This window comes from Albidovulum aestuarii, assembly GCF_029961185.1.
GTDB classification, from domain to species: domain Bacteria; phylum Pseudomonadota; class Alphaproteobacteria; order Rhodobacterales; family Rhodobacteraceae; genus Albidovulum; species Albidovulum aestuarii.
The window spans coordinates 774,429-795,940 of the sequence record NZ_JASBQQ010000001.1; the positions used below are offsets into that span (position 1 = coordinate 774,429).

Here is a 21,512-nt window from a genome sequence, read left to right on the forward strand (position 1 = left end):
ATTGGAGAGTATCCCCATGAAAAAATTCATGATTTCTGCCGCTTTTGCGGCACTCGCGACGACGTCTGCAGTGGCTCAGGACGTGATGTTCCGGGCCGAAGGAGATCCGATGGAAATCGCCGCCTCCGACTTCATCGGCAAACGGGTCTATGCAAGCGAAGCCGCCGTCGAGGGTGACGCGTTCGATGGCTTGCAGGACGGATGGGAAGACATTGGCGAGATCAACGATGTGATCCTCTCGCGCGGCGGTTCCGTTGATGCCGTGCTCGTCGACATCGGTGGATTCCTCGGCATCGGCGAACGCCAGGTTGCCGTTGACATGGGCGCCATACGTTTCGTGTCAGACAGTTCGACCGCCGATGACGAGGCCGACTATTTCCTTGTCATGACTGCGGACCGGACGATGTTCGAGGAAGCGCCCGAGTACCACTGGGGCCACGCCTCGATGGAGAAGGTCGAAAACGCTGCGGCGGCGACGGCTGAGGCCGTTGACAATGCAGCCGAAGCGACTGCCGAAGCTGTCGATGACGCCGCTGATGCCACGGCTGAGGCAGCGGGCGAAGCCGCTGACGCCGTCACCCGTGAACCGATCATGCGTGACGGCTACGATCCAGCAGCCGAAGCAGACCTGACCACCGAAATGCTGACCGGTGCGAAGGCATACGACGCGAATGATGAGTGGATCGGCGAGGTGTCGCGACTAATCATCAACGAAAACGGCAAGATCACGCACAGCATCATCGATGTGGGTGGTTTCCTGGGTATCGGCGAGAAACCGGTGGAACTGGCGATGGGCGATGTCGATATCCTTCGCGAAAAGGGTGGCGATGACCTGCGCGTCTACATCTCGATGACCAGGGAAGAGCTGGAAGCTCTGCCGACTTACGACAAGTGATCCGACTTCAGCTCGGTAACGAGTAGCATTCGGCATAACATGCCGAAATCTGGTTGAGTAACAACGGCCCGCCCTTAGTGGCGGGCCGTCGTCCTTCTGACGTAAAGAGCCGGAAATCCGCGCGATGCGATGGAGGGGTTTCGGCAGCCCGATCCCAGCGCTTCTCTTCCATGATTTTGGCGGCGAAGCACCGCATCGTGGCCCTAACGCCTCTTCCCCATCCAACGGCCTCGACCAAACCGGCTTCGGAACGTCCGCGGTCGTCCTTCAGGGTGGAAAACGATAGAGGCCGATACTCTTCACATACCCACTTCGATATGGCGCTGCTCTCTGAAACCGACCTTGTGGCGAACTTCAGAAGTATGAAGGCATAAAGAAAAACCGGAGCAGGTTACCCTGCTCCGGTTCGCTTCTTAGCGCGGGAATACCGCGCTGCGTTGTGTCTGAGCGTGTGTCAAACCGGGGGTTTGCCCTTCGCGGCGCGGGCAATCATCGCGACGACGAAGAGGATAAGGAAGATCACGAAGAGGATCTTGGCGATCCCAGCCGACGCACCGGCAATGCCACCGAATCCGAGGGCGGCTGCGATCAGAGCGATGACGAGAAAGGTAAGGGCCCAACCAAGCATGTCTGTAACTCCTTTGTTGCACTTAAGGGGTGAGTATGCCGGAAGAACGCATAAGCGCTGCTCGAGGTTCCCTCTGCACAAGAAAAGGGAACCAGACCGGCACTTGAGGGTTATTCCCCCGACAACGCGAAAGGAACTTGCCATGGAAATGAACATGCTTTCTCTGTCGGGATTCGGCGGCCTTCTCATACTCGCGCTCGATATCTGGGCGCTCGTCTCCATTTTCGGCTCGACTGCCCCGAATGGACGCAAGGTCCTTTGGGTGCTTCTCGTCTTCTTCCTTCCGATCATCGGCTTCGTGATTTGGCTGATCGCAGGTCCGCGGTCGTCTACCCGTCACGTTTGATCAATACCGGGAACCGGGGCGCAACCTGCGCGTTTTCGCATTGAGCGGAAACGACACGCGACAGTGCCGACACTATCGGTGCGACGCAGGTATTTGACCTGTCACATCTCTTGAAAGAGGCGACACATGACACGCGAGATATTGAAACAGACCATTAAATCCGCAGCAAAAACAACGCGTGAGGCTGGTACCGATGCGCTGAAAGCAGCAACGGAAGAAGCGACAAGCGTGGCATCTTCTGCCACGAAATCGCTGCGTGCCGAGGCGGAAGCCCGCGCGGAAGAAGGCAAGGCGCAGCTTTCGCAGCAGGGAATGAAACTCAACGACGTGCTGCGCAATCGCGCCGAGAATGCTGACTATGAAATTGAGCGGCGGGTGCTCAATGTCGTTGCCGGAAGCGTGGCGGAATTATCGGAGGATCTGCGTAGCCGCAGCATATCGTCGATCATAGATGAGACGGAACGCTTCGCGCGCACCCATCCCGGCGCTTTCGTGGCAGGGGCCGCAATCGCGGGCTTTGCACTCGCCCGCTTCGCGCGGGCCAGCGGTCGTGGACATGCGCATCCGTCGCCAATGCCTGTGGAGACGTCAGAGGCATTGGCCTTCAGCATGGCACCGGGGACGCAAAGCATCGGTGACCAGAGCGGCGGTCTTGAGAAAGAGACGCGGTAGATATCATGGATGCGAATGTCAGATCCACACGAGGCCTGCTATCGGACGCATTCCACGGGATCACGCAGCTCATGCGGGGTGAACTGGCATTAGCGCGGGCAGAGGCCGAGGAAAATATCCGAAGCATCGCAACGGGTGCAAGCCTCGTCCTGTTGGCTGCTACGGTCTTTTTCGTCGGCCTGAATGTCTTGGCCGACGCTGCGGTTGCCGCATTGGCAAACCAAGGTTTCGCGACCGGCTGGGCTGCTCTGATCGTTGCCGCCAGCCTTATTGTAATCGCCGCTGTGTTGGCGGCCATCGGCCGCCATGCATTCTCATCAACCAAAATCATACCTCGCCGCACGGTAATGAACATCCGTCGCGATGCGGACACTTTTAAGGAGGCCATGAGCCATGACACATCACTCTGACGCCCGAATGATCGAAAGCGAACTTGAACGTGACCGCGCCCGCCTTTCGAAGACGCTGGAAGAATTGAACGAACGCGTGTCCGTCGACAATCTCGCGAGAGAGGCGCTGGGCATGATCAAGACGAACGCGGCAGTCTATACAAGTTCCCTCGACAGGGCCGTGCGGTCGAACCCGCTTGCGTTGACAGTTGCGGGTATCGGGCTGGCCTGGCTTATCTTCGGTGGCCGAAAGAACCCGTCCGAACCATCCGCTGCAGTCGTGAACCGCTGGGAAGACGAAGGCGGCAGCGCGATGCCGATCCATGGAGTTGCGGCGGATCACGGTATGGACCCTACCAAGGAATGGTCCGTTAAGCTCGATGCGTTGCGCACGACCGCATCACATGCGCTTCGCCGCCTTGAACAGGACGCGCGGTCCTATGCAGACGATGTCCGCGACTACGCTGCCGATCGCGCTCAGATCATCGCTTCGTTCACGGATGACATGCGCGCGACCTTGCGCGACGGGTTGGACTCGCTTTCCGAAACTGCGCGCGAGCGGGTCGTCAAAGCCCGGGAAGCGGCATACAGCGCCCATCTGCGCACAGCGCAAACGGTGCGGACCGGTGGGCGCGAGGCCGAGCGTCTGATCAACGAGCATCCCATGATCGCTGGCGCGGTGGCGCTGGCCCTTGGCGCCGCTTTTGCTGCCGCGCTTCCCCGGACGCGGGCCGAGGACCGTGCCTTCGGCGAGGAGAGCGATCATTTGATGGAACGCGCGGCAACTTTGCTGAAGGAAGAACGCGACCGCATGACGCGGGTTGCTGAAGGTGTGGCTGACGAGTTGAAGTCCTCGGCCCAGAAAGCGGCGCGCAGTGCGGCCGCGACGGCCGCAGAGATCGGAGAAAGCGTGCGCGAACGCGCGGTCGCCGAAGCGGGCGAAACGCCTTCAAAGACCTAGACACACACCAGACGAGTTAGGCTGCCCGCTTGCCGGGTCGTCCCCTATCCGGCAAGCCTCAGGGCGGACCGGCGGTTGTGAAGCGCAACCGCCGGTTTCGTTTTTTCCGGCGACCGGCTGGGTGAAAATGATGAGGAATCAATAAAAACGCCGCCCCAGGGGCGGCGTTCTCAGGTCACGGAAAGAAGCATGCCAGATGTCAGATGCCGCGCATCCAGTCGTCAACCTCACGTTCGGCCGCTTCCTTGGCATGGCCGTACTTTTCCTGCACGAGACCGACGAGCTCTTCCCGGCGTCCTTCGGCACTGTGCCATTCGTCGTCGGTAATGTCGCCCCATTTGGCTTGGGCCTTACCTTTGAGCTGCTTCCAGTTGCCTTCGATCTGGTCCCAATTCATGAGAACCTCCTTCGATTTGATCTACACGGGAGTGTGCGAGACCAACGTTTCTGTCAGCTCGCGGTTCCAAGAATGTGGGGCCTGATCAGGCTGGCGCGCGGATTTTCGCGGAGGGAACCGAACGGTAGCGTGAGACGTTTAATCCCTGACATATCGGGGGACGATTTTTTTTGGACATGACTACGCGACTTTCCCAGATTTCAATGATCGTCGTCGGGACGATTTCGCTCATAGTTGCGATGAATCTCGGCGAAGACATTCTCGCCCCACTGACACTCGCACTGGTTACTGGCGTAGTGTTGTCGCCGCTTGCCGATTTCTGGGAACGGCACGGCTATTCCGCCGTCTGGGGCGCGCTGATCGGCCTTGTGGCAACCCTGGTGTTGATCGGCGCGCTCATTTTGGCCTTTCACCCGATCATCGCTCAACTCGTCTCGCAGGCGCCCAAGGTATGGGCGGATATGAAGGAAGTGGTGGAAGGGTTCAGAGGCCTTCTGCGCGGATTGTCCGAGGTCACCGACAGCGTCGCAGCCGCCGTCGCGCCCGAGGCGAACGCGGCCCCGGTCACGCAGGTTGCCGAGGACAGCGTTGCGCTTCCCACGGTCACCGACGCACTCATGATCGCGCCGGCGATCCTTTCGCAGGTCTTGATCTTCGCCGGTGCGCTTTTCTTCTTTCTGCTCACGCGGAGTGAAATCTACGATTGGGTGTCGCTGCGTCTGTCGGATCGCGGCGGAAGGGCAGAGCTGGCCCATCGGTTGCGCCGTGCCGACCGCAATGTGTCGCGCTACTTCTCGACAATCACACTTATCAATGCCGGGCTGGGTGCGATAACGGCCGGCGTCCTTCAGGTGATCGGCGTGTCCGACGCGATGATCTGGGGTGTGATCGCCTTCATCGTCAACTTTGTCGTCTACCTCGGGCCGGCGGTCTACGTCGTCACACTGCTTTTTGTGGGAGTTGCCCAGTTCGACGGAGCGTTGTCGCTCGCCCCGGCGGCGTCATTCCTTGTGCTCAACACGCTCGAGGGTCAGTTCGTGACACCTGCACTTGTCGGACGGCATATGTCGGTCAACCCACTGCTGGTGTTCCTGTCGCTGATCTTCGGCCTTTGGCTCTGGGGGCCGATCGGCGGTATCGTCGCGATCCCGCTGCTTCTGTGGGTGCTGGTCCTGAACGACGTGATTGCCGATCGCTCGGTTCCGGACACGGTTCCCGGAGAGACCACTTAGATCAGACCATTTCGGGCGGAACGACCGGAACTTCGGTTGCATCCCGTTCCGCGGCCTTGATGTCGTAGGGCAGCAGAAAGCCCTCCCTCTGGTCAGGTTCTTTTCGGACATTCGCCAGCGCCAACGCGCGCCAGGCCGACACTGCGCGGCCCGGATCGAAATATCCGTCATGCGCGCCATCCGGCAGCCAGTGGCCCATCACCTTGCGACGCAGAATTTGCACCTGGTTCTTGTCGGTCAGAAGCAGGCCCGCCTCGGTGTCCCAGCGCAGGCTCCGGCCATTGAGATTTGCCGAAGATATGATTGCGGCGGAGTCATCAAACACCGACACTTTGGAGTGAATATAGACGATGGGCGCGCCGTGAAGTAAGGCGCGGCCATTTTCGTTTCCGCCGTTCGTGCGTCTTGGCTGCGCCATACCCGCGATAAACAACCGTTTCCCGAAGGCCTTGACCAGAATACGAAGAGCCCGCGCCTGAAGGAACTCTCCGAACCTCGCGTCCAGACCGATCCTCCGCTCGAACGCGATTTCTTCGGGCGCGCCCGGTAGGACCAGAAGCATTGACAGTCCGGGGTTCTCGCTGGCGCGCCGCGCGAGGTAGCGAGCAAAATGCAGGTCGCGGAAGTACTGGGTTTCAAGGTAGATAAGGCGTCGGGCGCGCTTGGCGTAGTGCTCATGCGCAACGGCGATTTCTTCGACAACCGGTTCTGGCCCAAAATGCAAGAGGTTGTTCTTGTGGGGGCGGGACAAGGTTCTCAGGAACCGCCGTTGGCGCGCGGGCTGCCGCCGGCCTGCGGTCACATCGAGAAATGACTCCAGGTGCGACTGTGCCTCGGGAACAGCGGGGCCGGACAGGGTAAGTTGCACATCGTGCCAGGTTTCGTCGGCATTGCGGTCATGAGCCGGGGTGTCGAAGCGCCGCTCATCCAGATCTAGACCGCCGAGGTAGAGCGTCTTGCGATCGAACACGGCCATCTTCTGATGATGGGTGGCGGGATGGAGGGCGGGGATCGGCCAGAGCTTCGGGCGAACCCGACCGTTGGCCGATGTGACAAGGTGTTCTGCCAGACCGGGCATCTCCCTTATAGCGTTTAGACGCTCGGGCTTTGGCCGCAGGTTGAGCCACCGCGCGGCCTTGAACTGCCGGTGCAGGATGGCCGGCCAGAAAAGAAGTCTCGGTAAAAGCCCCGTTCGCGCCGGGTGCATTGCAGCGGTCACATGCAGACGGTCGCTCGCCCCTGCCAGTTCCGCCGCGGCGATCAGCCGCCGCACCGACCGCCAGGTGCCACGATGCAGTGAGGGCCGTGCGACCGGATCAAAGTCAGAGATGACGATATTAATGGCGACCCCACGCGACAAGGTGTGTATGACGAGGTCAAACCAGGTCTCTGCGACACGTTTTGCGGCCACTGATCTGACAAGAGTCGTCAGGTCGAAGACACGAAATCCCGCCCAGATCTCGGACTGTGCATGCAGAAATTCCCGTTCCAGCACAGGGTAAGCCTGATCGGCGGTCAGCAGCACATCGAATTTCGGGGCCGCAACGTATTCGAAGCTCTTTAGCATTCTAATCTAACTGGCGCTTTCCACGTCGGGACAACGCTCACGTCAGCCCGCAGGTTCCAAGGCGGCATCGTCGTCCGGTGCGTGGCGTTGTTCTGCATCTGCCAGCGGCCGGATGACGAATTCGACAGTCAGATCGTGGAAGCCGTCTTCCTGAGTCCGATTGGCCGTGCCGCCGAGCTGCATAGCGAACGCGGAAACAAGCTGGGTGCCAAGTCCGGTTCGCGCCGAAACGCCCGAAGCATCCAATTCGTCCTCAGTCGCGTCGGCTTCATTATCGACAACGGTGTTGCGGACATGAACAACGGCCCGCGTGTCTGAAAGGCGGGTCAGACTGACCGAAAGTTGCGCAGGCCCGCCGTCGGGACCAGCGGCGTATTTGATTGCATTGGTGACCGCTTCAGCGACCAATAGCGCGAGCGGCACGGCCTGATCCGGCGTCATGCGGATGTCGGCGAATTCCGTTTGAACGGTGAACTTGCGATCCGGCCGTTCGGTCATATTGGAGATCTGGCGGACGATGGTCGAGAGCAGCTCATCCGAATGTATGTCTGAAAGCCCGGCCGTCTGGTAAAGCTCACGGTGGATCGTGGCGAGGCTCATCACCCGGTCTTGAAGGCCCTTCAAAGTGCGCTTTGCCTCATCCGAGCGGGTCCGGCGCATCTGCATATTCATGATCGATGCGATAAGCTGAAGATTGTTCTTCACGCGATGATGCACTTCGCGCAACAGGACCTCTTTCTGGTGCACCATGTCCTCAAGCTCCGCCTCGTCGTGCAGGATCGTCTCGGTCATGCTTTCGTAGGCTTCGCCGATTTCGCGGATCTCGATGGCGGCACCCGATACGTTGACGTCACCAACGATCCGGTTTCCACCCGCAAAGGAAATGAGAGAATGCCGCAGCTTACGGATATGGCGAATGACAAGGCGTTCGACGGCCAGCCATGCGACGATTAGACTGGCAAGCCACATGAGTACCGGAAACAGGAAAGGTACAGACGACAGCGAATTGCCGACGCTGCTTGTTCCATCATACGGCCAGGTTCCCAAGGCGTAGAGTTCCCCTCGAACGAGCGGCACGACCGAAAAGACCCGCACCGTGCCGTCGACGGATTTATCGGTGAAGGCTATCGGTTTTTCGCCGGTCAATGCCTTGAGTGATCGATCAACAGGTAGCGCTTCGTCGTAGCCGCTGACCCAGCCCGAAGCGGTCAGGATCTCGCCTTCGGCATCGAAGGTCACTATTTCAAGCGGTCGTTCCGAGAGGCTATCCGCAGGTTCCGGGACAATGAGCGCCTCATGCGGAACCGATACACTGACGGTTCCAAGGCGTTCACCATCCTCTCCGAACACCGGATGCGCGATTCCCAGAATGGACGTGCCGGAAACCGGTGCCCGGCGGTTGACGACAATCATCGGTTCAGGCGATTCATCGATCTGCCGCCAAAGGGAACTGTCAGAGAAGTCATGCGTCTTGCCACTGGATGAACACCGCATGATCCCGTCAGGAGGGATAAAGGCCACCAGCGAGTAACGCGCAGATTCGGTCGCGACCTCGCGCATGATTGTGGAACATGCCTCGACGTCGTCAACAAAGGCGGGAATTGCGCCTGCAAGCGCGGCAACTGTGCCGCGGGCCTCCTGAATGAACTGCAGTTCTCGTGCAGCCGCATGCATAGTTTCGCCGACGAGCGCGGCTTCGGATCGGGCGCGTGCTTCCTTGACCAATGCAGATGACCGTACAACAGACATGGCCGTCAGCGGGAGCAGCACCACCGCAAGAAGAAACGCGATCTGAAATCCAAGTCGTTGCGTTATCCGACTGGTCGGAACTGAGTCAGTCATGCTGCCCGGACTCCGGACGCACTTACCACCGCGATAGTCGCGGCATCTGCGCCGGATATGGGATCTTCACCTTCGGCGAGACCGAGAAGGTCGCACAACCGCGCCCGTGCGCGGTTGACGCGGCTTTTCACCGTGCCGACCGCCACGCCCGTCATTTCGGCAACATCTTCATAGGAAAAACCCGAAGCGCCAGCGAGGATGAGAACCTCGCGATGCTCGGCCGATAGCTGGTTGAACGCGCGGCGAAAGTCATTGAAAGCCAGCCGACCATCATGCGCCGGTTTTTCGCAAAGACGTCCGGCGTGAACGCCATCGGAATCCGCGACCTCGCGTTTACGCTTGCGCCGGATCGAAAAGAACGTGTTGCGAAGTATGGTGAAAAGCCACGCCCGCATGTTCGTCCCGACGGCAAACTTCTCGATATTGGTCCACGCCTTCACGATCGTATCCTGGACGAGGTCATCCGCCGTGGACACGTCGCCGCACAGGCTGATCGCGAACGCACGCAAGGCCGGGAGATGCTCGGGAAGCTCGTCCCTGGGGTCGGGAGCCGAACTCATTTCTTGGCTTCCTTCTGCCGCAACTGATCCAGCAGGTCCTTGAAGCGATCTGGAATGCTTTCTTCCAGCGCCTCCTGATAGACGCGCTTCAGGTTTTCATCGATCTGCGCTTGCAGCTTTGACGTTTGATTGCTTTGCTTCATGTGCCTGCACTTGTCTGGCCAGATTTTTTCACGATCGTATGGAACCTAACGCACTCGAAGCGCGTTGGTTCCCAAGAAAATCGCGATGGGAGAAAAAAATGTCGCCGAACGAAACCTCTGACTTTGCCACATCGGTTGCGGCAAACGTGCCCTTCCTGCGTCGTTATGCGCGCGCGCTGACGGGAAGTCAGGAAAGCGGCGACCGGTTTGCCGCCGCCACGCTGGAGGCCATTCTGCTTGACGACGCTCCCGCAAAGGGCAGGCAGAATGCCAAGATCGGCCTTTTCCGTGCCTTTCATCTGGTTTGGTCGAGTGCAGGTGCACCGGTGGGTGAGGCAGATACGCGTCTGTCGGCGCGCGCGCAGGACCATATGGCAGGGCTGACCGAGAATACGCGCGAGGCGTTGCTGTTGCACGCTATCGAAGGTTTCACTACCGGTGAAATCGGCCAGATCATGGACATCAGTTCTGATGAGGCCGCCGAGCTGATTGATATCGCGCGCCGCGAAATGGAAAGCGCCATTGCCGGCAAGGTCATGGTGATCGAGGATGAAGCCATCATCGCCATGGACATCGTGTCGATCGTGCAGGATGTCGGCCACTCCGTCACCGGCATCGCGCGGACCCGAACCGAAGCGGTGAAGCTTGCATCGTCGATGCGTCCGGATCTGATCCTTGCCGACATTCAACTAGCAGACAATTCGTCGGGCATCGACGCCGTCAATGACATCCTCGCGCAGTTCGACGATATTCCGGTGATCTTCATCACGGCCTTCCCCGAGCGGTTGCTAACTGGCGCCCGCCCCGAACCGGCCTTCCTGATCACTAAGCCGTTTTCGGAAGAGCAGGTGCGCTCGGCAGTCAGCCAGGCGATGTTCTTTTCGTCCACGGAAACGCTCGCGGCCTGAGCGGCCCGAACATAGTGCAACCGGCCGGGTTTTCCCGGCCGATTTTCTTACTCTCAACTATTTCGCGGTCGCTCGCAGCATCCATGCGGCTTGTTCGTGGAAGGCCGACCGCGCTGTGATCAGGTCGGCCGTGACCGGATCATCATGCTCATCGGCAAGTTTGATGACCCTGTGCATCCGCTTCGCGACCGTCTCGTGATCGGCCGCAAGATCTTCAATCATCGCCTGCGCCGAGGGCAGCCGATCAGTATCCTTCACGACTGAAGCTTCGATCACGTCACTCAGCCGCGCCGGTGCGAGTTGTCCCAAAGCGCGGATGCGTTCGGCAATCTCGTCGGCGGCAGCGAACATGTTTTCGTATTGCGCCTCGGTCAGCTTGTGGATCGGATAAAAAAGCGGACCCTCGACATTCCAGTGATAGGCATGTGTCTTGAAGACCAGCCGGTAGGTATCTGCGAGTGCTTCGGCCAGCGACTTGGCGACCGGCTTGACCTTCTGAACCCCGGTTTTGACCGTCTCGGGGGCAGGCACAACATTTAACGCGTCAGTCATGACACTTCCTTTCATCTTGGAACCCATCGGGCGCGTGTTTCAGGTGATCTGCGGGAGCAATTGACGCATCCGCCTCCGGAACCGAACGCCTGACTGAAGTGACGGTTCCCTATCTGCGGCCAGCAATAATGATCGACAGGACGCTTTGGGACGAAAACGGTCGCTGCAATGTTGGCCACCGACGCGGGGACCGGCCTTCGTCCCATTCGTCTTCCGCATCATCGCCAAGCAGCACGATGCGCCCTCCCCGAGCGCGCACCAGTTCATCCATCCGTACTGCCGAGATGTAGACCGGCCCGGCTTCTATAAAGACCATGGCGAGCTGGTCCTGGGTCCTGATCTTCGTGATAGCCTCATCGCAGCTTGTCGTAGTCAGGACGGTCGCGGTCGGATCGAACTCGCGCACCGTATCTTCTAGATCTTTCAGAACGACGAAATCATGCACCGCAATCACGTAGACATCGCCGCGATCGGAACAGTTGTTGTCCATCGCCCCCCCCACGAAAGGTCGAACGATGGAACCATTTCCCGTCAGGCGCATTTAACTGTGACATATCACCAGAGGTTTTCTTCATGCCCGGCACCGCCTGCAAGAACTGCCCATTGCGCAAGCGCAACCTGTTTACGCCGTTCACCGACGAGGAACTGGCATTCATGCATTCGTTCAAGACAGGGGAACTCAATGTCGATCCCGGTACGACCATTCTGATGGAGGGATCTAACAGCCCGCAGCTTTACACGGTGCTTGAAGGGATGGGCACCCGCTATAAAACGCTGGAGAACGGCAAGAGGCAGGTGATCAATTTCCTTTTCCCTGGGGATTTCACCGGCCTTCAGGCCGGTATTATGGGGGAGATGCAGCACTCGGTCGAGGCGACGACACCTATGACGCTCTGCGCCTTTCGCCGGAATGACCTCTGGCAACTCTTTCGCCAGCACCCGGAACGCGCCTACGACCTGACGTGGATTGCTGCCGTCGAAGAGCACTTTCTGGGTGAGACGATCGCCTCGCTCGGCCAGCGTGACGCAACCCAGCGTATCGCCTGGGCGCTCGTGCGCATCTATGAACGCCTGAAAGCCGCAGGATTGGGAAAAGATGGAGACGTGCCTTTACCATTCCGCCAGCAGGATCTCGCGGATGCACTCGGCTTATCTCTCGTTCACACGAATAAAACTCTCAAGGCTCTGCGATCCATGGGGCTCGCGCATTGGAACGACGGCAGCCTTCAACTGAAGAAAATAAAGTCGCTGGCGGACCTCGCGATGATCGACCTTGAACGCCCGCAGCAACGGCCGTTGATGTAAGATCATCAGCCGACAAAAGAATGTTCGAGAACCTTTCAAATGAAGCAGTCTTACACTCAACGGACGCCAAAGCCTCTTATTCGCGCGTTCAATTGTGGTCGTCTTCAACGGGTTCGTCCGGACTCGACGAATGCTTGGTTCAGGGAAGCTCCTTGCGGTGTGTGACGGCACGATGAAGGCCCCCTTTGGCCCGTTGCCATCCTGTCCTCCCTCGGCCCGTTCCTGCCGTTCATCGAGGCGCCCCGCGCTGCCTAGCAACTTCACCGAACCTGCCGTTCGTTCCTTGGCACGGCTTTTCCATGTGACGGGATATCGCGAAGCTGTGCGGAGTGGTTATTCACTTCTGACTTGCACATGCCTGCTTCCGGCATCTTCGGCGCAGTTCGGAAAACTGTGGATGTCCCGCTGAGTCGTACTGTCCTACATCGGGCAAGGCGGTCGCCGTCGGAGAGAGATTGGTACAAGGTTTCCAATTGGGCCGATCTTGATCGTACGATCCCCTTGGCGTGCATTGAATGAAATGATTGAGCGAGAAATTGATCCAGTTGATGCGCAGCTGCGTATCTGAGTTATGTTAGACCTGAATGTCGATATTCCATGCGCCGGTCGGTATGTGCCTTTGGTGCCTCGAATTGAAAGCAGACAGGTGTCGAAACCAATGGCCGAATTATCGCAGCAAACCTTGTGGATGCTGGCCGTAAGGGACAAGCGTGACCGCCAGGCCTTTTCGGCGATGTTCGATCATTTCGCGCCGCGCCTGAAGGGAATGATCATGCGCTCGGGAATCGCTGCGCATCAGGCTGAAGAGATCGTTCAGGACGTGATGCTGACAGTCTGGCGCAAGGCATCGATGTTCGATCCGCACCGCGCGCAGGTATCGGCCTGGATCTACCAGATCGCCCGCAACCGGCAGATCGACATGGTACGCAAAGAACGGCGGCCAGAGCCGGAAGACCTGATCGAGGATCCCGGGGCCGAGCTCGATGCCAGCCAGATCCTGGCATTGGAACAGGAAGCAACAGAACTGAAGAACGCCCTCTCGCGGCTTTCTGGCGAACAGCGCGAGATGATTGAGAAGGCCTACCTCGGCGAACTGACGCATCAAGAGATTAGCACCCAGACAGGGTTGCCATTGGGGACAATCAAATCGCGTATCCGGCTGGGGCTGGAACGGCTGAGGCACGAGCTTAAGGGAATACGTTAAATGTCCGCGATCACCCATCATACACCGGATGCCATGCTGGCGGCCTATGCCGCCGGGTCCCTGCCGCAGCCCTTCGCGCTGGTCGTTGCCAGCCATGTGTCGCTTTGCGTTCATTGCCGTGTGGCGCTTGAAGCGCATCACTCCGCCGGTGGCGCGGTTCTGGAAACCGTCGATCAGGTTGCGGTTTCAGGCAATCTCAAGGCCTATCTCCTCGCCAGGCTTGATACGCCATTCACGCCACAGCCCGTGGTAAAGCGGTCTGGCATCTTTCCGGGACCGGTCATGGAGGCCATGAAAGGGCGCGCGCCGCGGTGGAAGGCGCTGGGTGCAGGTGTGCGCCAGGATATTCTGATGGCCAGTAACGCCGGGTCCGTGCGTCTGCTCTATATCCCTGCCGGTCAGGCGGTGCCCGACCATAGCCATGGCGGACTGGAACTGACTCTGGTTCTGCAGGGCAGTTTTACGGATGAAACCGGGGCTTTCGGAATCGGCGATCTTGAGGTTGCGGATGAGGACCTTGATCACACACCGGTGGCTGGCCCCGGTGAGGCCTGCATCTGTCTTGCGGCGACCGATGCGCCGCTGCGTTTCAACTCGCTCATACCGCGCCTTTTGCAGCCGCTGTTCCGGATCTGATTGCAGTTATACCGTTCGCATGAGAGCCGCCGGTCGATCCGGCGGCTTTCTCTTTTTTTATTATATTCAAATACTTAAATCACAAATTCGTGATCCGATGATCCACCATCCGATCGCCCCCGTACCCCTTGCACGACCTTTGAAACAGACCGGGCAAAAAGGCCCGCCAACACGGAGACCATGACATGAGATCCAATCTGAAAACCGCCGCTGCCGCACTTGCCATCGCTGTTTCGGCCAGCGCCGTACAGGCCGCAAACATCGTTGAGATTGCCGCCGGGGACGAGCGCTTCTCAACCCTCGTTGCGGCAGTAACCGCTGCAGGTCTGGCTGAAACCCTGTCCGGGCCGGGCCCCTTCACTGTCTATGCGCCGCTGAACGACGCCTTTGCGGCGTTGCCAGCGGGCACGGTCGAATCCCTGCTCGAATCCGCGAACAAGGCGCAACTGACCGATGTTCTGCTTTACCACGTGGATGATCGCAAGCTGACGGCTGGCATGATCCCGTCCGGGTCGAATTACTTCAAGCCGCTTCTGGCCAGTGAGCGTCTCTGCATCACCGCAGGCAGCGGTGGCGTCACAATCGCGGACGGAACCGGCGAGATGGCGAATGTCATCGTGGCGGATATTATGGCCGACAACGGTGTGATTCATGTCGTCGACAAGGTCCTGCTTCCGGGCAACCGCCCTGCCTGCCACTGACCGGGTGCATGTCTGGTCAAAGTCGGCCCCATTGCTGAAAAAGACCGGTGCAGCCAGACCAAGGCAGCACCGGTTCCATATTGTATGAAGGCCGGGCGATCTTGCCAGCGCTGCGGTCGCCACAGCTATGCCGCCTATCGTCCGCGGTAGACCAAGACGTCAGGCAGAAAAACCAGGCTTTTCATCAGCCACGAGAACGGCGCTGGAAAATCGGTGCGGAAACGGTTCGATCGCATGGCCCTCGCGACGCGCTCGGCTGCAGCTTCGGGCGACATGATCATCGGCATGCGAAAGCTGTTCTTCTCGGTCAGCCGGGTCTTGATGAAGCCTGGATTGACGAGGCGAACGACAACGCCGGTGCCTCTCAGATCATGCCGCATGGTTTCAGCCAGGCTCACCAGGGCGGCTTTGCTGGCGCCATAGCCGATTGCGGCGGGCAGGCCCCGATACCCGGCCAGTGATCCGATCAGGGTGATATCACCGCGCCCTGCGCGGACCATCTGCGGCACAACCTCGCCCAGCACCCGCATCGCACCGATGAAGTTCACGTCGCACATCGTCTGGGCGGCATCCGTATCCCAGTCGGTCGCCCGCATCGGCGTATAGGCGCCCGCATTGTAGATGATCCCATCGACCGGCCCGACCGCGCGGACAGCACGCTGGACGGCCTCCCGATCGGTCACGTCGAAGGCAATGACACGTGCCGCCGTCAGGTCGGATGCAAGTGTGGTCAACCGCCCCTCGTCCCGCGCCGACAGGATCAGCCGCGCGCCCTCGCGATCCAGCTTCATGGCCAGAGCCCGGCCAAGACCCTCGCTCGCCCCGATCAGCCAGTAGGATCTGCCGCCAAACTCCGTCACTCCGCGCGCCCCTGCAAACTGGTGCTGTCAGAGACAAGCGACACGGGGGGTGCGGGCGGCTTCAGGAACGGCGCGCGTTTCCACCACAGGATCACCGCCTGCCAATGGATCAGCGCAACCACCCGCGCCGCGCCGAACGGACGGCGCAGGGCGGACCAGAGCAGCAAGATGCTGGTCGCGGGACGGCGCGCGCCGCTGAGCGTCGCGACCACCCCGTCTTCCCCATTTCCATAGAATATCCGGATGCGGACGGCATCTTCGGATAAGGCGAAGTTGAACCGATACTCGCCTGCCACCTTCTGAAACGGCGACACGTGCATTATTTTGGCGGCGGTGACCGTGTCGCTGGCGGCGATCGGACGGAAATCGCCATGCGCGCAGAAATAGCAGTGCCGGTGGCCGAACGTATTGTTGACTTCGGCGATGAAAGCACAGGGGCTATCCTGCTTCATCGCGATCCAGAAGCTGACCGGGTTGAAGTGGAACCACAGAAAGCTTGGCTGCGTCAGCAGCAGCAGACGCGCGCCCTCAAGCGGAAAACCACGTTCTGCAAGCTCTTCGCGGAACCAATCAAAACCGTACCCCTCGTTTCGCGGCCCGCCATTGTGCCGGTCCCAGAGCGACCATAGATTGAACCGGTTGCGCGACAGAAGAAACGGATCCGCCGCAGCATCATCATCGATCAGGACATAGTCGACGCCATAGCGGAAAGCGTTCCGTAACGCTCCGCGCCGGACATGCGTGGTTTGACCCTGAATATGCTCAATCATGACGTGCCTTATACGGCGCCAACGCGTCTTTGGATCACACAAAGTCACCCACCGCTTGCCTTTATTGATCCAAAGGCGAAGCTCTTGCGTAGTCTACTGAAAAAGCACGTCGGGATGGGGAAACATGTTCGATCACGAGCACAGGGACCGAAAGCGGATTGCCATTGTCGGGGGTGGCATATCCGGCCTTTCGGCCGCCTATTACCTTTCGCAGCACCATGATGTGACCCTGTTTGAGGCCTCACCTCGCCTTGGCGGGCATGCGCGCACGGTCCTGGCCGGAAAGAATGGCGCCCAGCCGGTCGATACCGGGTTCATCGTGTTCAATTACGTGACCTATCCCAATCTCACCCGACTTTTCCGCGAACTCGACGTGCCGGTCATCAAAAGCGAGATGAGTTTCGGGGCAAGCATTGACGATGGCCGGATCGAGTACGGGCTGAACAGCCTGCGCAGCATCCTTGCCCAGAAGCGCAATTTGCTGCGGCCCTCCTATTATGGGATGATTTCGGACATCATCAGGTTCGGGAAGCAGGCGGAACGGGCGGCAGATGGCGACAACAAGACCATCGGTGAGCTTGTGGATGAACTCCGTCTCGGTCACTGGTTTCGCAACAACTACCTGATACCGATGTGCGGCGCGATCTGGTCAACGCCGTCCGAGGATGTCGAACGCTTCCCGGCCCGATCGCTGGTTCGCTTTTTCAAAAATCACGCGCTGCTTGCAGGAGCTGGCCGGCATCAATGGTGGACGGTCAAGGGCGGAAGCATCGAATATGTCCGCCGCCTTGAAGCAGCACTTGTGCAACGCGGGTGCCGCATCCGCACCGGACAACCCGTCACGGGCATCGAACGGTTTCCCTTCGGTGTGACGGTTCGGGCGGCCCGTTGCGAAGCTGAGGAATTCGATAAGGTGATCTTTGCCTGCCACTCCGATCAGGCTCTGGCCATTCTGAAAGGCGCCGCAACCCCTGCCGAGACCGAGGCGCTGGGAAACATCCGCTACCAGCCCAACCGCGCAGTCCTGCACCGCGATACCAGCCAGATGCCAAGGCGGCGCGCCAGCTGGTCCAGCTGGGCCTATCGGTCGCAGGACGGTATGGTCAGCGTGACCTATTGGATGAACCGGCTGCAGAATATCCCCGAAACCGATCCCCTGTTTGTCACGCTCAACCCGTCCCGAAGCATCCCGCAGCAGGATATCTATGACGAGGTCGAGTTCTCCCACCCGGTATTCGATCAGGCTGCTCTGCGCGCGCAGGATCGCATCCGCGCGATGCAGGGGGAAAACCACACCTGGTTCGTCGGCGCCTATAACCGCTACGGCTTTCACGAAGATGGCATCGCAAGCGCCATGCGCGTTGTCCGCATGATCAACCAAGGCACTCAGCAGAAAGACCCAAAGGATGTATCTTACCAACCGAGCGCTGAAATCGCAGTTCCTGTCGACTTGCGAACGTCTGCGTGACGGGCAACTGACGCTGAGAACGCCCGAAGGCGACACGCATCGGTTTGGCGCGACCGGACCAGAGGCCGAGATGACCATACGGGACTGGTCCGCCGTCTCGGCCATGGCGGCGCATGGGCAGGTCGGTTTGGGCGAAGCCTATGTTCAGGGCCTGTGGGACACATCGTCAATCGAAACGCTGATGACGGTTGCGATGCGCAACCGGGACGAAATGGGCGCCTATGATCATGCCGGCCCGTTCACCCGCGCGAAGTTCCGCCTTGTCGATACGGTGCTGCGCGCCAATTCGCGCCGCGGGGCGACCCGCAACATCCGGTCGCATTACGATGTCGGCAACGAATTCTACCAACTCTGGCTTGATGAGGGGATGACCTATTCTTCGGGCCTGTTTGCGGACGGCGACGATGACCTTGGGCGCGCGCAGCACCGCAAGAATGCCCGCGCCCTGTCCCGGCTGGGCGGCGGTGCGCGGGTTCTGGAGATCGGTTGCGGATGGGGCGGCTTTGCGGAACAGGCGGCGGGGGATGGCCGCGATGTGACCGGTGTCACAATCTCGCGCAATCAGCAGAGTTATGCGGAATGCAGGCTCGATGGACGCGCCGACATTCAGCTGATGGACTACCGCGACATTCGCGGGCAGTACGACAACATCGTCTCGATCGAGATGATCGAGGCCGTCGGCGCACGCTACTGGCCCAGTTACTTTTCAGTGCTGAAACGCAATCTGGCCGAGGGCGGACGCGCGCTTTTGCAGATCATTACTGTGTCCGACGGCTTCTTTGAAACCTACCGGACATCCTCGGACTATATCCGTCAATATGTGTTTCCGGGCGGCATGCTTTTGTCCGACACCGTGATTACCGAACAGGCCGGGAATGCAGGCCTTCAGCTGCGCGACAGTTTCGCATTCGGACCGGACTATGCCCGAACGTGCCGCCAGTGGTCCGAACGTCTGTCCGCGCAGAAGACCCGGATTGACGAACTGGGATACGGCGAGGCGTTCTTCCGCAACTGGAAGTACTACCTTGAGATCTGCGCCGCCTCTTTCGCGGTCGGGCACACCAATGTCGTGCAGGTGGAGCTGGCCCATGCCTAGGCTGCTGCTGTCGCTCGTCCTTCTGCTCTGCCCGATGATCGCGCAGGCCGTTCCGGTATCATCGGCCTTTCCCGGCGCCGAGATGCGAGGTCAGGCGACGCTGCGCTTTTTGGGTCTGCCCTTGTACCAGGCGCGCCTCTACACGCCTGCGGGCCGCGCGCTCGACTGGCAAGAGGACATGGCGCTGGAACTCACCTACCTGCGCAGATTGAGCGAAACCGATCTGGTCGAGGCGACCTTGCGCGAAATCAGCCGCACCGGCGGGCCGCTGCCGCTGCGGGATCAACTGCTGAACTGCTACGACGATGTTGGCAGAGGTGACCGGTATCTTGCGGTCTCAAACGGCCCGGACGAGGTCCTGTTCTGGCGAAACGGCCAGCGCATGTGCGCGCTGTCCCATCCCCGGATCAAGCAACGCTTCATGGCGATCTTTCTGGGCAACAATACCCGGTCGCCCAGCTTCACCCGCAGACTGCGCGGCGAGTGATGGTTTACCCCCGGGTCAGCCTTTATGCGCTCATGCTGGCGGCTGCCGGTATCCCGCTCTATATCCATCTGCCGCGGTTTGCGTCGGTCGAACTTGGTATTGCACTTGGGACGATTGGGACCGTTCTGCTGGTGATACGCCTGATCGACCTTGTGCAGGACCCGCTCATTGGTTGGGCCATCGACAGGTGGTCCCGTGGGCAGAGCCTGTTTGCGCTTGCAGCCGCAACTGGGCTGGCCATCGGATTTCCGCTGCTTTTCATGCTGCGGCCCGGGCCGCATGTGGTTGCCGAACTGGTGGCGGTCCTCATCCTGCTGTTTTCGGCCTACAGCCTTGGTACGATCCTGCTGTATGGACGCAGCGCGACCCTTGCCGCGCGCCCCGACCCGCACGCGCTCATGACGCTTGCAGCCTATCGCGAAGGGGGCATGCTGGGCGGTGTCGTGATCGCGTCGATTGCGCCGTCGCTGCTGTTCGGCATGGGGGCTTCGGGTCAGGGATATCCCGCTTTCGGCATCCTTCTTGGCGCAATCGCGATCATTGCAGCCGTTCTGACCCGGCCGATCTGGCGCCGCAAACCGGTAATTGGTGAAGGGCTGTCCCTGTCCGGCATGGCCCGGGCAGGGGCGCTCAGACTCCTCGCCATCGCGCTGGTGAACAGTCTGCCCGTGGCCATCACCTCGACCCTGTTCCTGTTCTTCGTCGAAGACCGCCTTGACCTTCCCGGAAAGGCAGGCCCGCTTCTGGTTCTCTTCTTCCTGTCTGCAGGGTTAAGCGTTCCTGCCTGGACCCGGGCCAGCCATCGGCTGGGGCCAAGGACGACCATGCTGATTGCCATGCCACTTGCCGTTCTGGGCTTTGTCGGCGCGGCCTTCCTGGCGCCCGGAAACCTGTTCGGTTTCGCATTGATCTGCATCGCATCCGGGGCGGCACTTGGCGCCGACATGGTCATACTGCCAGCCATGTTCTCAATCGCGCTGACTGCGGCCGGACTCAACGCCTCGACTGCCTTCGGCATCTGGTCCTTCGCAGGAAAGCTCAGTCTGGCACTTGCCGCCTTCGCGGTACTTCCCCTGCTTGGCCAGAGCGACTTTGTCCCCGGCCAGCCCAACAGCCCGGAAGCCCTGGCCACGCTCAACATCGCCTATGCCGCCGTGCCCTGCATCCTGAAACTTTTCGCGATTGGCATGGTCCTCGCGCTGCCGTCAAAGGAGTGAAGCTTATGAGAATCGCCGTCGTCATCCTGTTTCTGTTCGTCGTGGGGATTGCCGCCAGATCCCTTTTTCTGAGTTTCCGCGCCCAGTCCCCAGACGACTATACCGATACGGGACCTGCGTTTTCCCTTAAGGAGCATCTGTCGGGTCCTATCCTGTCAGAGGGGGTGATCTATGGGCCAACAGGCAAGATGACCAATACCTTCGTCGCCGAGATGGTCGGCGAATGGGACGGCGATACCGGCACGCTGAGTGAGCATTTCGTCTATTCCAATGGCGTCGAGCAGCACCGCAAATGGTATCTGAAACTCGGCCCCGACAACACGTTCACGGCAACGGCGGATGATATCGTGGGCGAGGCGCAGGGCATCGTGTCGGGGGCGACCGTGATGCTGCGCTACAAGATTGTGCTGCCACCAGACTCGGGGGGCCACACGCTGTCGGCAACCGACTGGATGTACCTGACACGTGATGGCTCCATAATGAACAAGTCCGAAATGCGAAAGTTCGGCATCAAGGTCGCCGAACTTGTAGCCACTATGCGTCCAAGCACCGGCAAGCCTAACTAGGCTAAAGAGTTTGATGTGAACGCGCCCGACATGTCGCCCGCTTCGTTCTCCGCCAACTTCCAACCATCATGTGTAATTCTTATGGCCAAGCCGCTTCCCAATCTCCAATC

At 59.8% G+C, this 21,512-nt stretch carries 26 protein-coding genes; 16 read left to right on the top strand and 10 right to left on the bottom strand.

What is annotated here, in order from left to right:
- The first annotated feature begins 16 nt into the window (after positions 1-16).
- Positions 17-895 carry a PRC-barrel domain-containing protein gene (locus QKW60_RS03970; protein WP_282366612.1) on the top strand — a complete coding sequence of 293 codons (879 nt, stop codon included), beginning with the start codon at positions 17-19 and terminating at the stop codon, positions 893-895.
- 454 nt (positions 896-1,349) lie between these two features.
- On the opposite strand, the gene QKW60_RS03975 is transcribed toward QKW60_RS03970, so the two are convergent.
- The gene (locus tag QKW60_RS03975; RefSeq protein ID WP_282366614.1) at positions 1,350-1,523 is read right to left on the bottom strand and encodes a DUF1328 domain-containing protein; all 174 of its coding nucleotides are present in this window, start codon (positions 1,521-1,523) and stop codon (positions 1,350-1,352) included.
- Positions 1,524-1,665: 142 nt separating this feature from the next.
- On the opposite strand from QKW60_RS03975, the gene QKW60_RS03980 reads away from it, so the two are divergent.
- From QKW60_RS03980 to QKW60_RS03995, 4 genes are all read left to right on the top strand, one after another.
- The gene (locus QKW60_RS03980) at positions 1,666-1,869 is read left to right on the top strand and encodes a PLD nuclease N-terminal domain-containing protein (protein ID WP_282366616.1); all 204 of its coding nucleotides are present in this window, start codon (positions 1,666-1,668) and stop codon (positions 1,867-1,869) included.
- A 126-nt stretch (positions 1,870-1,995) separates the two neighbouring features.
- Positions 1,996-2,541 (top strand): hypothetical protein, encoded by a 546-nt coding sequence (locus tag QKW60_RS03985; protein WP_282366617.1) that lies wholly within the window; start codon positions 1,996-1,998, stop codon positions 2,539-2,541.
- 5 nt (positions 2,542-2,546) lie between these two features.
- A complete protein-coding gene (locus QKW60_RS03990) occupies positions 2,547-2,951 on the top strand; it encodes a phage holin family protein (protein WP_282366619.1) in 405 nt (134 codons plus the stop codon).
- Positions 2,935-3,891: a DUF3618 domain-containing protein gene (locus tag QKW60_RS03995; RefSeq protein WP_282366621.1), complete on the top strand. Its 957-nt coding sequence runs from the start codon at positions 2,935-2,937 to the stop codon at positions 3,889-3,891. Before QKW60_RS03990 ends, QKW60_RS03995 begins: the two co-directional genes overlap by 17 nt.
- A gap of 199 nt (positions 3,892-4,090) precedes the next feature.
- On the opposite strand, the gene QKW60_RS04000 is transcribed toward QKW60_RS03995, so the two are convergent.
- A complete protein-coding gene (locus tag QKW60_RS04000) occupies positions 4,091-4,288 on the bottom strand; it encodes a CsbD family protein (protein WP_282366623.1) in 198 nt (65 codons plus the stop codon).
- A 176-nt stretch (positions 4,289-4,464) separates the two neighbouring features.
- On the opposite strand from QKW60_RS04000, the gene QKW60_RS04005 reads away from it, so the two are divergent.
- A complete protein-coding gene (locus QKW60_RS04005) occupies positions 4,465-5,520 on the top strand; it encodes an AI-2E family transporter (protein WP_282366627.1) in 1,056 nt (351 codons plus the stop codon).
- A 1-nt stretch (position 5,521) separates the two neighbouring features.
- Here QKW60_RS04005 and QKW60_RS04010 read toward each other — a convergent pair whose 3' ends face one another.
- From QKW60_RS04010 to QKW60_RS04025, 4 genes are read right to left on the bottom strand one after another with little or no spacing between them, the layout of a single operon-like run.
- On the bottom strand, positions 5,522-7,087 hold the full coding sequence (locus tag QKW60_RS04010) for a phospholipase D-like domain-containing protein (protein WP_282366629.1): 1,566 nt from the start codon (positions 7,085-7,087) through the stop codon (positions 5,522-5,524).
- A 42-nt stretch (positions 7,088-7,129) separates the two neighbouring features.
- Entirely contained in the window at positions 7,130-8,929 is a 1,800-nt protein-coding gene (locus QKW60_RS04015) for a sensor histidine kinase (protein ID WP_282366630.1), read from the bottom strand.
- Positions 8,926-9,489, bottom strand: a complete 564-nt coding sequence (locus QKW60_RS04020) for an RNA polymerase sigma factor (RefSeq protein ID WP_282366631.1) — start codon at positions 9,487-9,489, stop codon at positions 8,926-8,928. The genes QKW60_RS04015 and QKW60_RS04020 overlap by 4 nt, the downstream gene beginning before the upstream one ends.
- Entirely contained in the window at positions 9,486-9,632 is a 147-nt protein-coding gene (locus tag QKW60_RS04025) for a NepR family anti-sigma factor (RefSeq protein ID WP_263739839.1), read from the bottom strand. Before QKW60_RS04025 ends, QKW60_RS04020 begins: the two co-directional genes overlap by 4 nt.
- 98 nt (positions 9,633-9,730) lie before the next feature.
- On the opposite strand from QKW60_RS04025, the gene QKW60_RS04030 reads away from it, so the two are divergent.
- Complete coding sequence (locus QKW60_RS04030; protein ID WP_282366632.1) at positions 9,731-10,540, top strand: response regulator; 810 nt, start codon at positions 9,731-9,733, stop codon at positions 10,538-10,540.
- A 57-nt stretch (positions 10,541-10,597) separates the two neighbouring features.
- Here QKW60_RS04030 and QKW60_RS04035 read toward each other — a convergent pair whose 3' ends face one another.
- Positions 10,598-11,092, bottom strand: coding sequence for a Dps family protein (locus QKW60_RS04035; protein WP_282366633.1), 495 nt, complete (start codon positions 11,090-11,092; stop codon positions 10,598-10,600).
- A 109-nt stretch (positions 11,093-11,201) separates the two neighbouring features.
- Entirely contained in the window at positions 11,202-11,582 is a 381-nt protein-coding gene (locus tag QKW60_RS04040) for a hypothetical protein (protein WP_282366636.1), read from the bottom strand.
- Between the two features lie 83 nt (positions 11,583-11,665).
- On the opposite strand from QKW60_RS04040, the gene QKW60_RS04045 reads away from it, so the two are divergent.
- The 4 genes from QKW60_RS04045 to QKW60_RS04060 all read left to right on the top strand — a co-directional run bounded on the left by QKW60_RS04045 (position 11,666) and on the right by QKW60_RS04060 (position 14,938).
- Complete coding sequence (locus QKW60_RS04045) at positions 11,666-12,397, top strand: Crp/Fnr family transcriptional regulator (RefSeq protein ID WP_282366637.1); 732 nt, start codon at positions 11,666-11,668, stop codon at positions 12,395-12,397.
- 658 nt (positions 12,398-13,055) lie between these two features.
- A complete protein-coding gene (locus QKW60_RS04050) occupies positions 13,056-13,601 on the top strand; it encodes a sigma-70 family RNA polymerase sigma factor (protein ID WP_419762641.1) in 546 nt (181 codons plus the stop codon).
- Positions 13,602-14,237 carry a ChrR family anti-sigma-E factor gene (locus tag QKW60_RS04055; RefSeq protein WP_282366639.1) on the top strand — a complete coding sequence of 212 codons (636 nt, stop codon included), beginning with the start codon at positions 13,602-13,604 and terminating at the stop codon, positions 14,235-14,237.
- Positions 14,238-14,422: 185 nt separating this feature from the next.
- On the top strand, positions 14,423-14,938 hold the full coding sequence (locus QKW60_RS04060; RefSeq protein ID WP_282366640.1) for a fasciclin domain-containing protein: 516 nt from the start codon (positions 14,423-14,425) through the stop codon (positions 14,936-14,938).
- 134 nt (positions 14,939-15,072) lie between these two features.
- Here the strand turns inward: QKW60_RS04060 and QKW60_RS04065 are convergent, their stop codons facing one another.
- On the bottom strand, positions 15,073-15,798 hold the full coding sequence (locus QKW60_RS04065; RefSeq protein ID WP_282366642.1) for an SDR family NAD(P)-dependent oxidoreductase: 726 nt from the start codon (positions 15,796-15,798) through the stop codon (positions 15,073-15,075).
- Positions 15,795-16,568 (bottom strand): DUF1365 domain-containing protein, encoded by a 774-nt coding sequence (locus QKW60_RS04070; RefSeq protein ID WP_282366644.1) that lies wholly within the window; start codon positions 16,566-16,568, stop codon positions 15,795-15,797. Before QKW60_RS04070 ends, QKW60_RS04065 begins: the two co-directional genes overlap by 4 nt.
- 124 nt (positions 16,569-16,692) lie before the next feature.
- Here QKW60_RS04070 and QKW60_RS04075 point away from each other — a divergent pair, with 124 nt between their 5' ends.
- Genes QKW60_RS04075 through QKW60_RS04095 form a run of 5 tightly spaced genes read left to right on the top strand, consistent with a single transcriptional unit; the run spans position 16,693 to position 21,402 of the window.
- Positions 16,693-18,036 (top strand): NAD(P)/FAD-dependent oxidoreductase, encoded by a 1,344-nt coding sequence (locus tag QKW60_RS04075; RefSeq protein WP_282366645.1) that lies wholly within the window; start codon positions 16,693-16,695, stop codon positions 18,034-18,036.
- Positions 17,975-19,132 carry an SAM-dependent methyltransferase gene (locus QKW60_RS04080; protein WP_282366647.1) on the top strand — a complete coding sequence of 386 codons (1,158 nt, stop codon included), beginning with the start codon at positions 17,975-17,977 and terminating at the stop codon, positions 19,130-19,132. The genes QKW60_RS04075 and QKW60_RS04080 overlap by 62 nt, the downstream gene beginning before the upstream one ends.
- The gene (locus tag QKW60_RS04085) at positions 19,125-19,619 is read left to right on the top strand and encodes a hypothetical protein (RefSeq protein WP_282366648.1); all 495 of its coding nucleotides are present in this window, start codon (positions 19,125-19,127) and stop codon (positions 19,617-19,619) included. The genes QKW60_RS04080 and QKW60_RS04085 overlap by 8 nt, the downstream gene beginning before the upstream one ends.
- Positions 19,619-20,836: an MFS transporter gene (locus tag QKW60_RS04090; protein WP_282366650.1), complete on the top strand. Its 1,218-nt coding sequence runs from the start codon at positions 19,619-19,621 to the stop codon at positions 20,834-20,836. The genes QKW60_RS04085 and QKW60_RS04090 overlap by 1 nt, the downstream gene beginning before the upstream one ends.
- A gap of 5 nt (positions 20,837-20,841) precedes the next feature.
- Positions 20,842-21,402, top strand: a complete 561-nt coding sequence (locus tag QKW60_RS04095; RefSeq protein ID WP_282366652.1) for a DUF3833 domain-containing protein — start codon at positions 20,842-20,844, stop codon at positions 21,400-21,402.
- Positions 21,403-21,512: the final 110 nt, after the last annotated feature.

What these genes read in the sequence shown, in the direction of transcription:
- QKW60_RS03970 (WP_282366612.1), top strand. Translation starts at nt 17, where the DNA reads ATGAAAAAATTCATGATTTCTGCCGCTTTTGCGGCACTCGCGACGACG.
- QKW60_RS04040 (WP_282366636.1), bottom strand. Translation starts at nt 11,582, where the DNA reads ATGGACAACAACTGTTCCGATCGCGGCGATGTCTACGTGATTGCGGTG.
- QKW60_RS04085 (WP_282366648.1), top strand. Translation starts at nt 19,125, where the DNA reads ATGCCTAGGCTGCTGCTGTCGCTCGTCCTTCTGCTCTGCCCGATGATC.
- QKW60_RS04075 (WP_282366645.1), top strand. Translation starts at nt 16,693, where the DNA reads ATGTTCGATCACGAGCACAGGGACCGAAAGCGGATTGCCATTGTCGGG.
- QKW60_RS04015 (WP_282366630.1), bottom strand. Translation starts at nt 8,929, where the DNA reads ATGACTGACTCAGTTCCGACCAGTCGGATAACGCAACGACTTGGATTT.
- QKW60_RS04005 (WP_282366627.1), top strand. Translation starts at nt 4,465, where the DNA reads ATGACTACGCGACTTTCCCAGATTTCAATGATCGTCGTCGGGACGATT.
- QKW60_RS03995 (WP_282366621.1), top strand. Translation starts at nt 2,935, where the DNA reads ATGACACATCACTCTGACGCCCGAATGATCGAAAGCGAACTTGAACGT.
- QKW60_RS03975 (WP_282366614.1), bottom strand. Translation starts at nt 1,523, where the DNA reads ATGCTTGGTTGGGCCCTTACCTTTCTCGTCATCGCTCTGATCGCAGCC.
- QKW60_RS04000 (WP_282366623.1), bottom strand. Translation starts at nt 4,288, where the DNA reads ATGAATTGGGACCAGATCGAAGGCAACTGGAAGCAGCTCAAAGGTAAG.
- QKW60_RS04035 (WP_282366633.1), bottom strand. Translation starts at nt 11,092, where the DNA reads ATGACTGACGCGTTAAATGTTGTGCCTGCCCCCGAGACGGTCAAAACC.
- QKW60_RS03990 (WP_282366619.1), top strand. Translation starts at nt 2,547, where the DNA reads ATGGATGCGAATGTCAGATCCACACGAGGCCTGCTATCGGACGCATTC.
- QKW60_RS04030 (WP_282366632.1), top strand. Translation starts at nt 9,731, where the DNA reads ATGTCGCCGAACGAAACCTCTGACTTTGCCACATCGGTTGCGGCAAAC.
- QKW60_RS04025 (WP_263739839.1), bottom strand. Translation starts at nt 9,632, where the DNA reads ATGAAGCAAAGCAATCAAACGTCAAAGCTGCAAGCGCAGATCGATGAA.
- QKW60_RS04095 (WP_282366652.1), top strand. Translation starts at nt 20,842, where the DNA reads ATGAGAATCGCCGTCGTCATCCTGTTTCTGTTCGTCGTGGGGATTGCC.
- QKW60_RS04050 (WP_419762641.1), top strand. Translation starts at nt 13,056, where the DNA reads ATGGCCGAATTATCGCAGCAAACCTTGTGGATGCTGGCCGTAAGGGAC.
- QKW60_RS04055 (WP_282366639.1), top strand. Translation starts at nt 13,602, where the DNA reads ATGTCCGCGATCACCCATCATACACCGGATGCCATGCTGGCGGCCTAT.
- QKW60_RS04080 (WP_282366647.1), top strand. Translation starts at nt 17,975, where the DNA reads ATGTATCTTACCAACCGAGCGCTGAAATCGCAGTTCCTGTCGACTTGC.
- QKW60_RS04020 (WP_282366631.1), bottom strand. Translation starts at nt 9,489, where the DNA reads ATGAGTTCGGCTCCCGACCCCAGGGACGAGCTTCCCGAGCATCTCCCG.
- QKW60_RS03980 (WP_282366616.1), top strand. Translation starts at nt 1,666, where the DNA reads ATGGAAATGAACATGCTTTCTCTGTCGGGATTCGGCGGCCTTCTCATA.
- QKW60_RS04060 (WP_282366640.1), top strand. Translation starts at nt 14,423, where the DNA reads ATGAGATCCAATCTGAAAACCGCCGCTGCCGCACTTGCCATCGCTGTT.
- QKW60_RS04090 (WP_282366650.1), top strand. Translation starts at nt 19,619, where the DNA reads ATGGTTTACCCCCGGGTCAGCCTTTATGCGCTCATGCTGGCGGCTGCC.
- QKW60_RS03985 (WP_282366617.1), top strand. Translation starts at nt 1,996, where the DNA reads ATGACACGCGAGATATTGAAACAGACCATTAAATCCGCAGCAAAAACA.
- QKW60_RS04010 (WP_282366629.1), bottom strand. Translation starts at nt 7,087, where the DNA reads ATGCTAAAGAGCTTCGAATACGTTGCGGCCCCGAAATTCGATGTGCTG.
- QKW60_RS04070 (WP_282366644.1), bottom strand. Translation starts at nt 16,568, where the DNA reads ATGATTGAGCATATTCAGGGTCAAACCACGCATGTCCGGCGCGGAGCG.
- QKW60_RS04045 (WP_282366637.1), top strand. Translation starts at nt 11,666, where the DNA reads ATGCCCGGCACCGCCTGCAAGAACTGCCCATTGCGCAAGCGCAACCTG.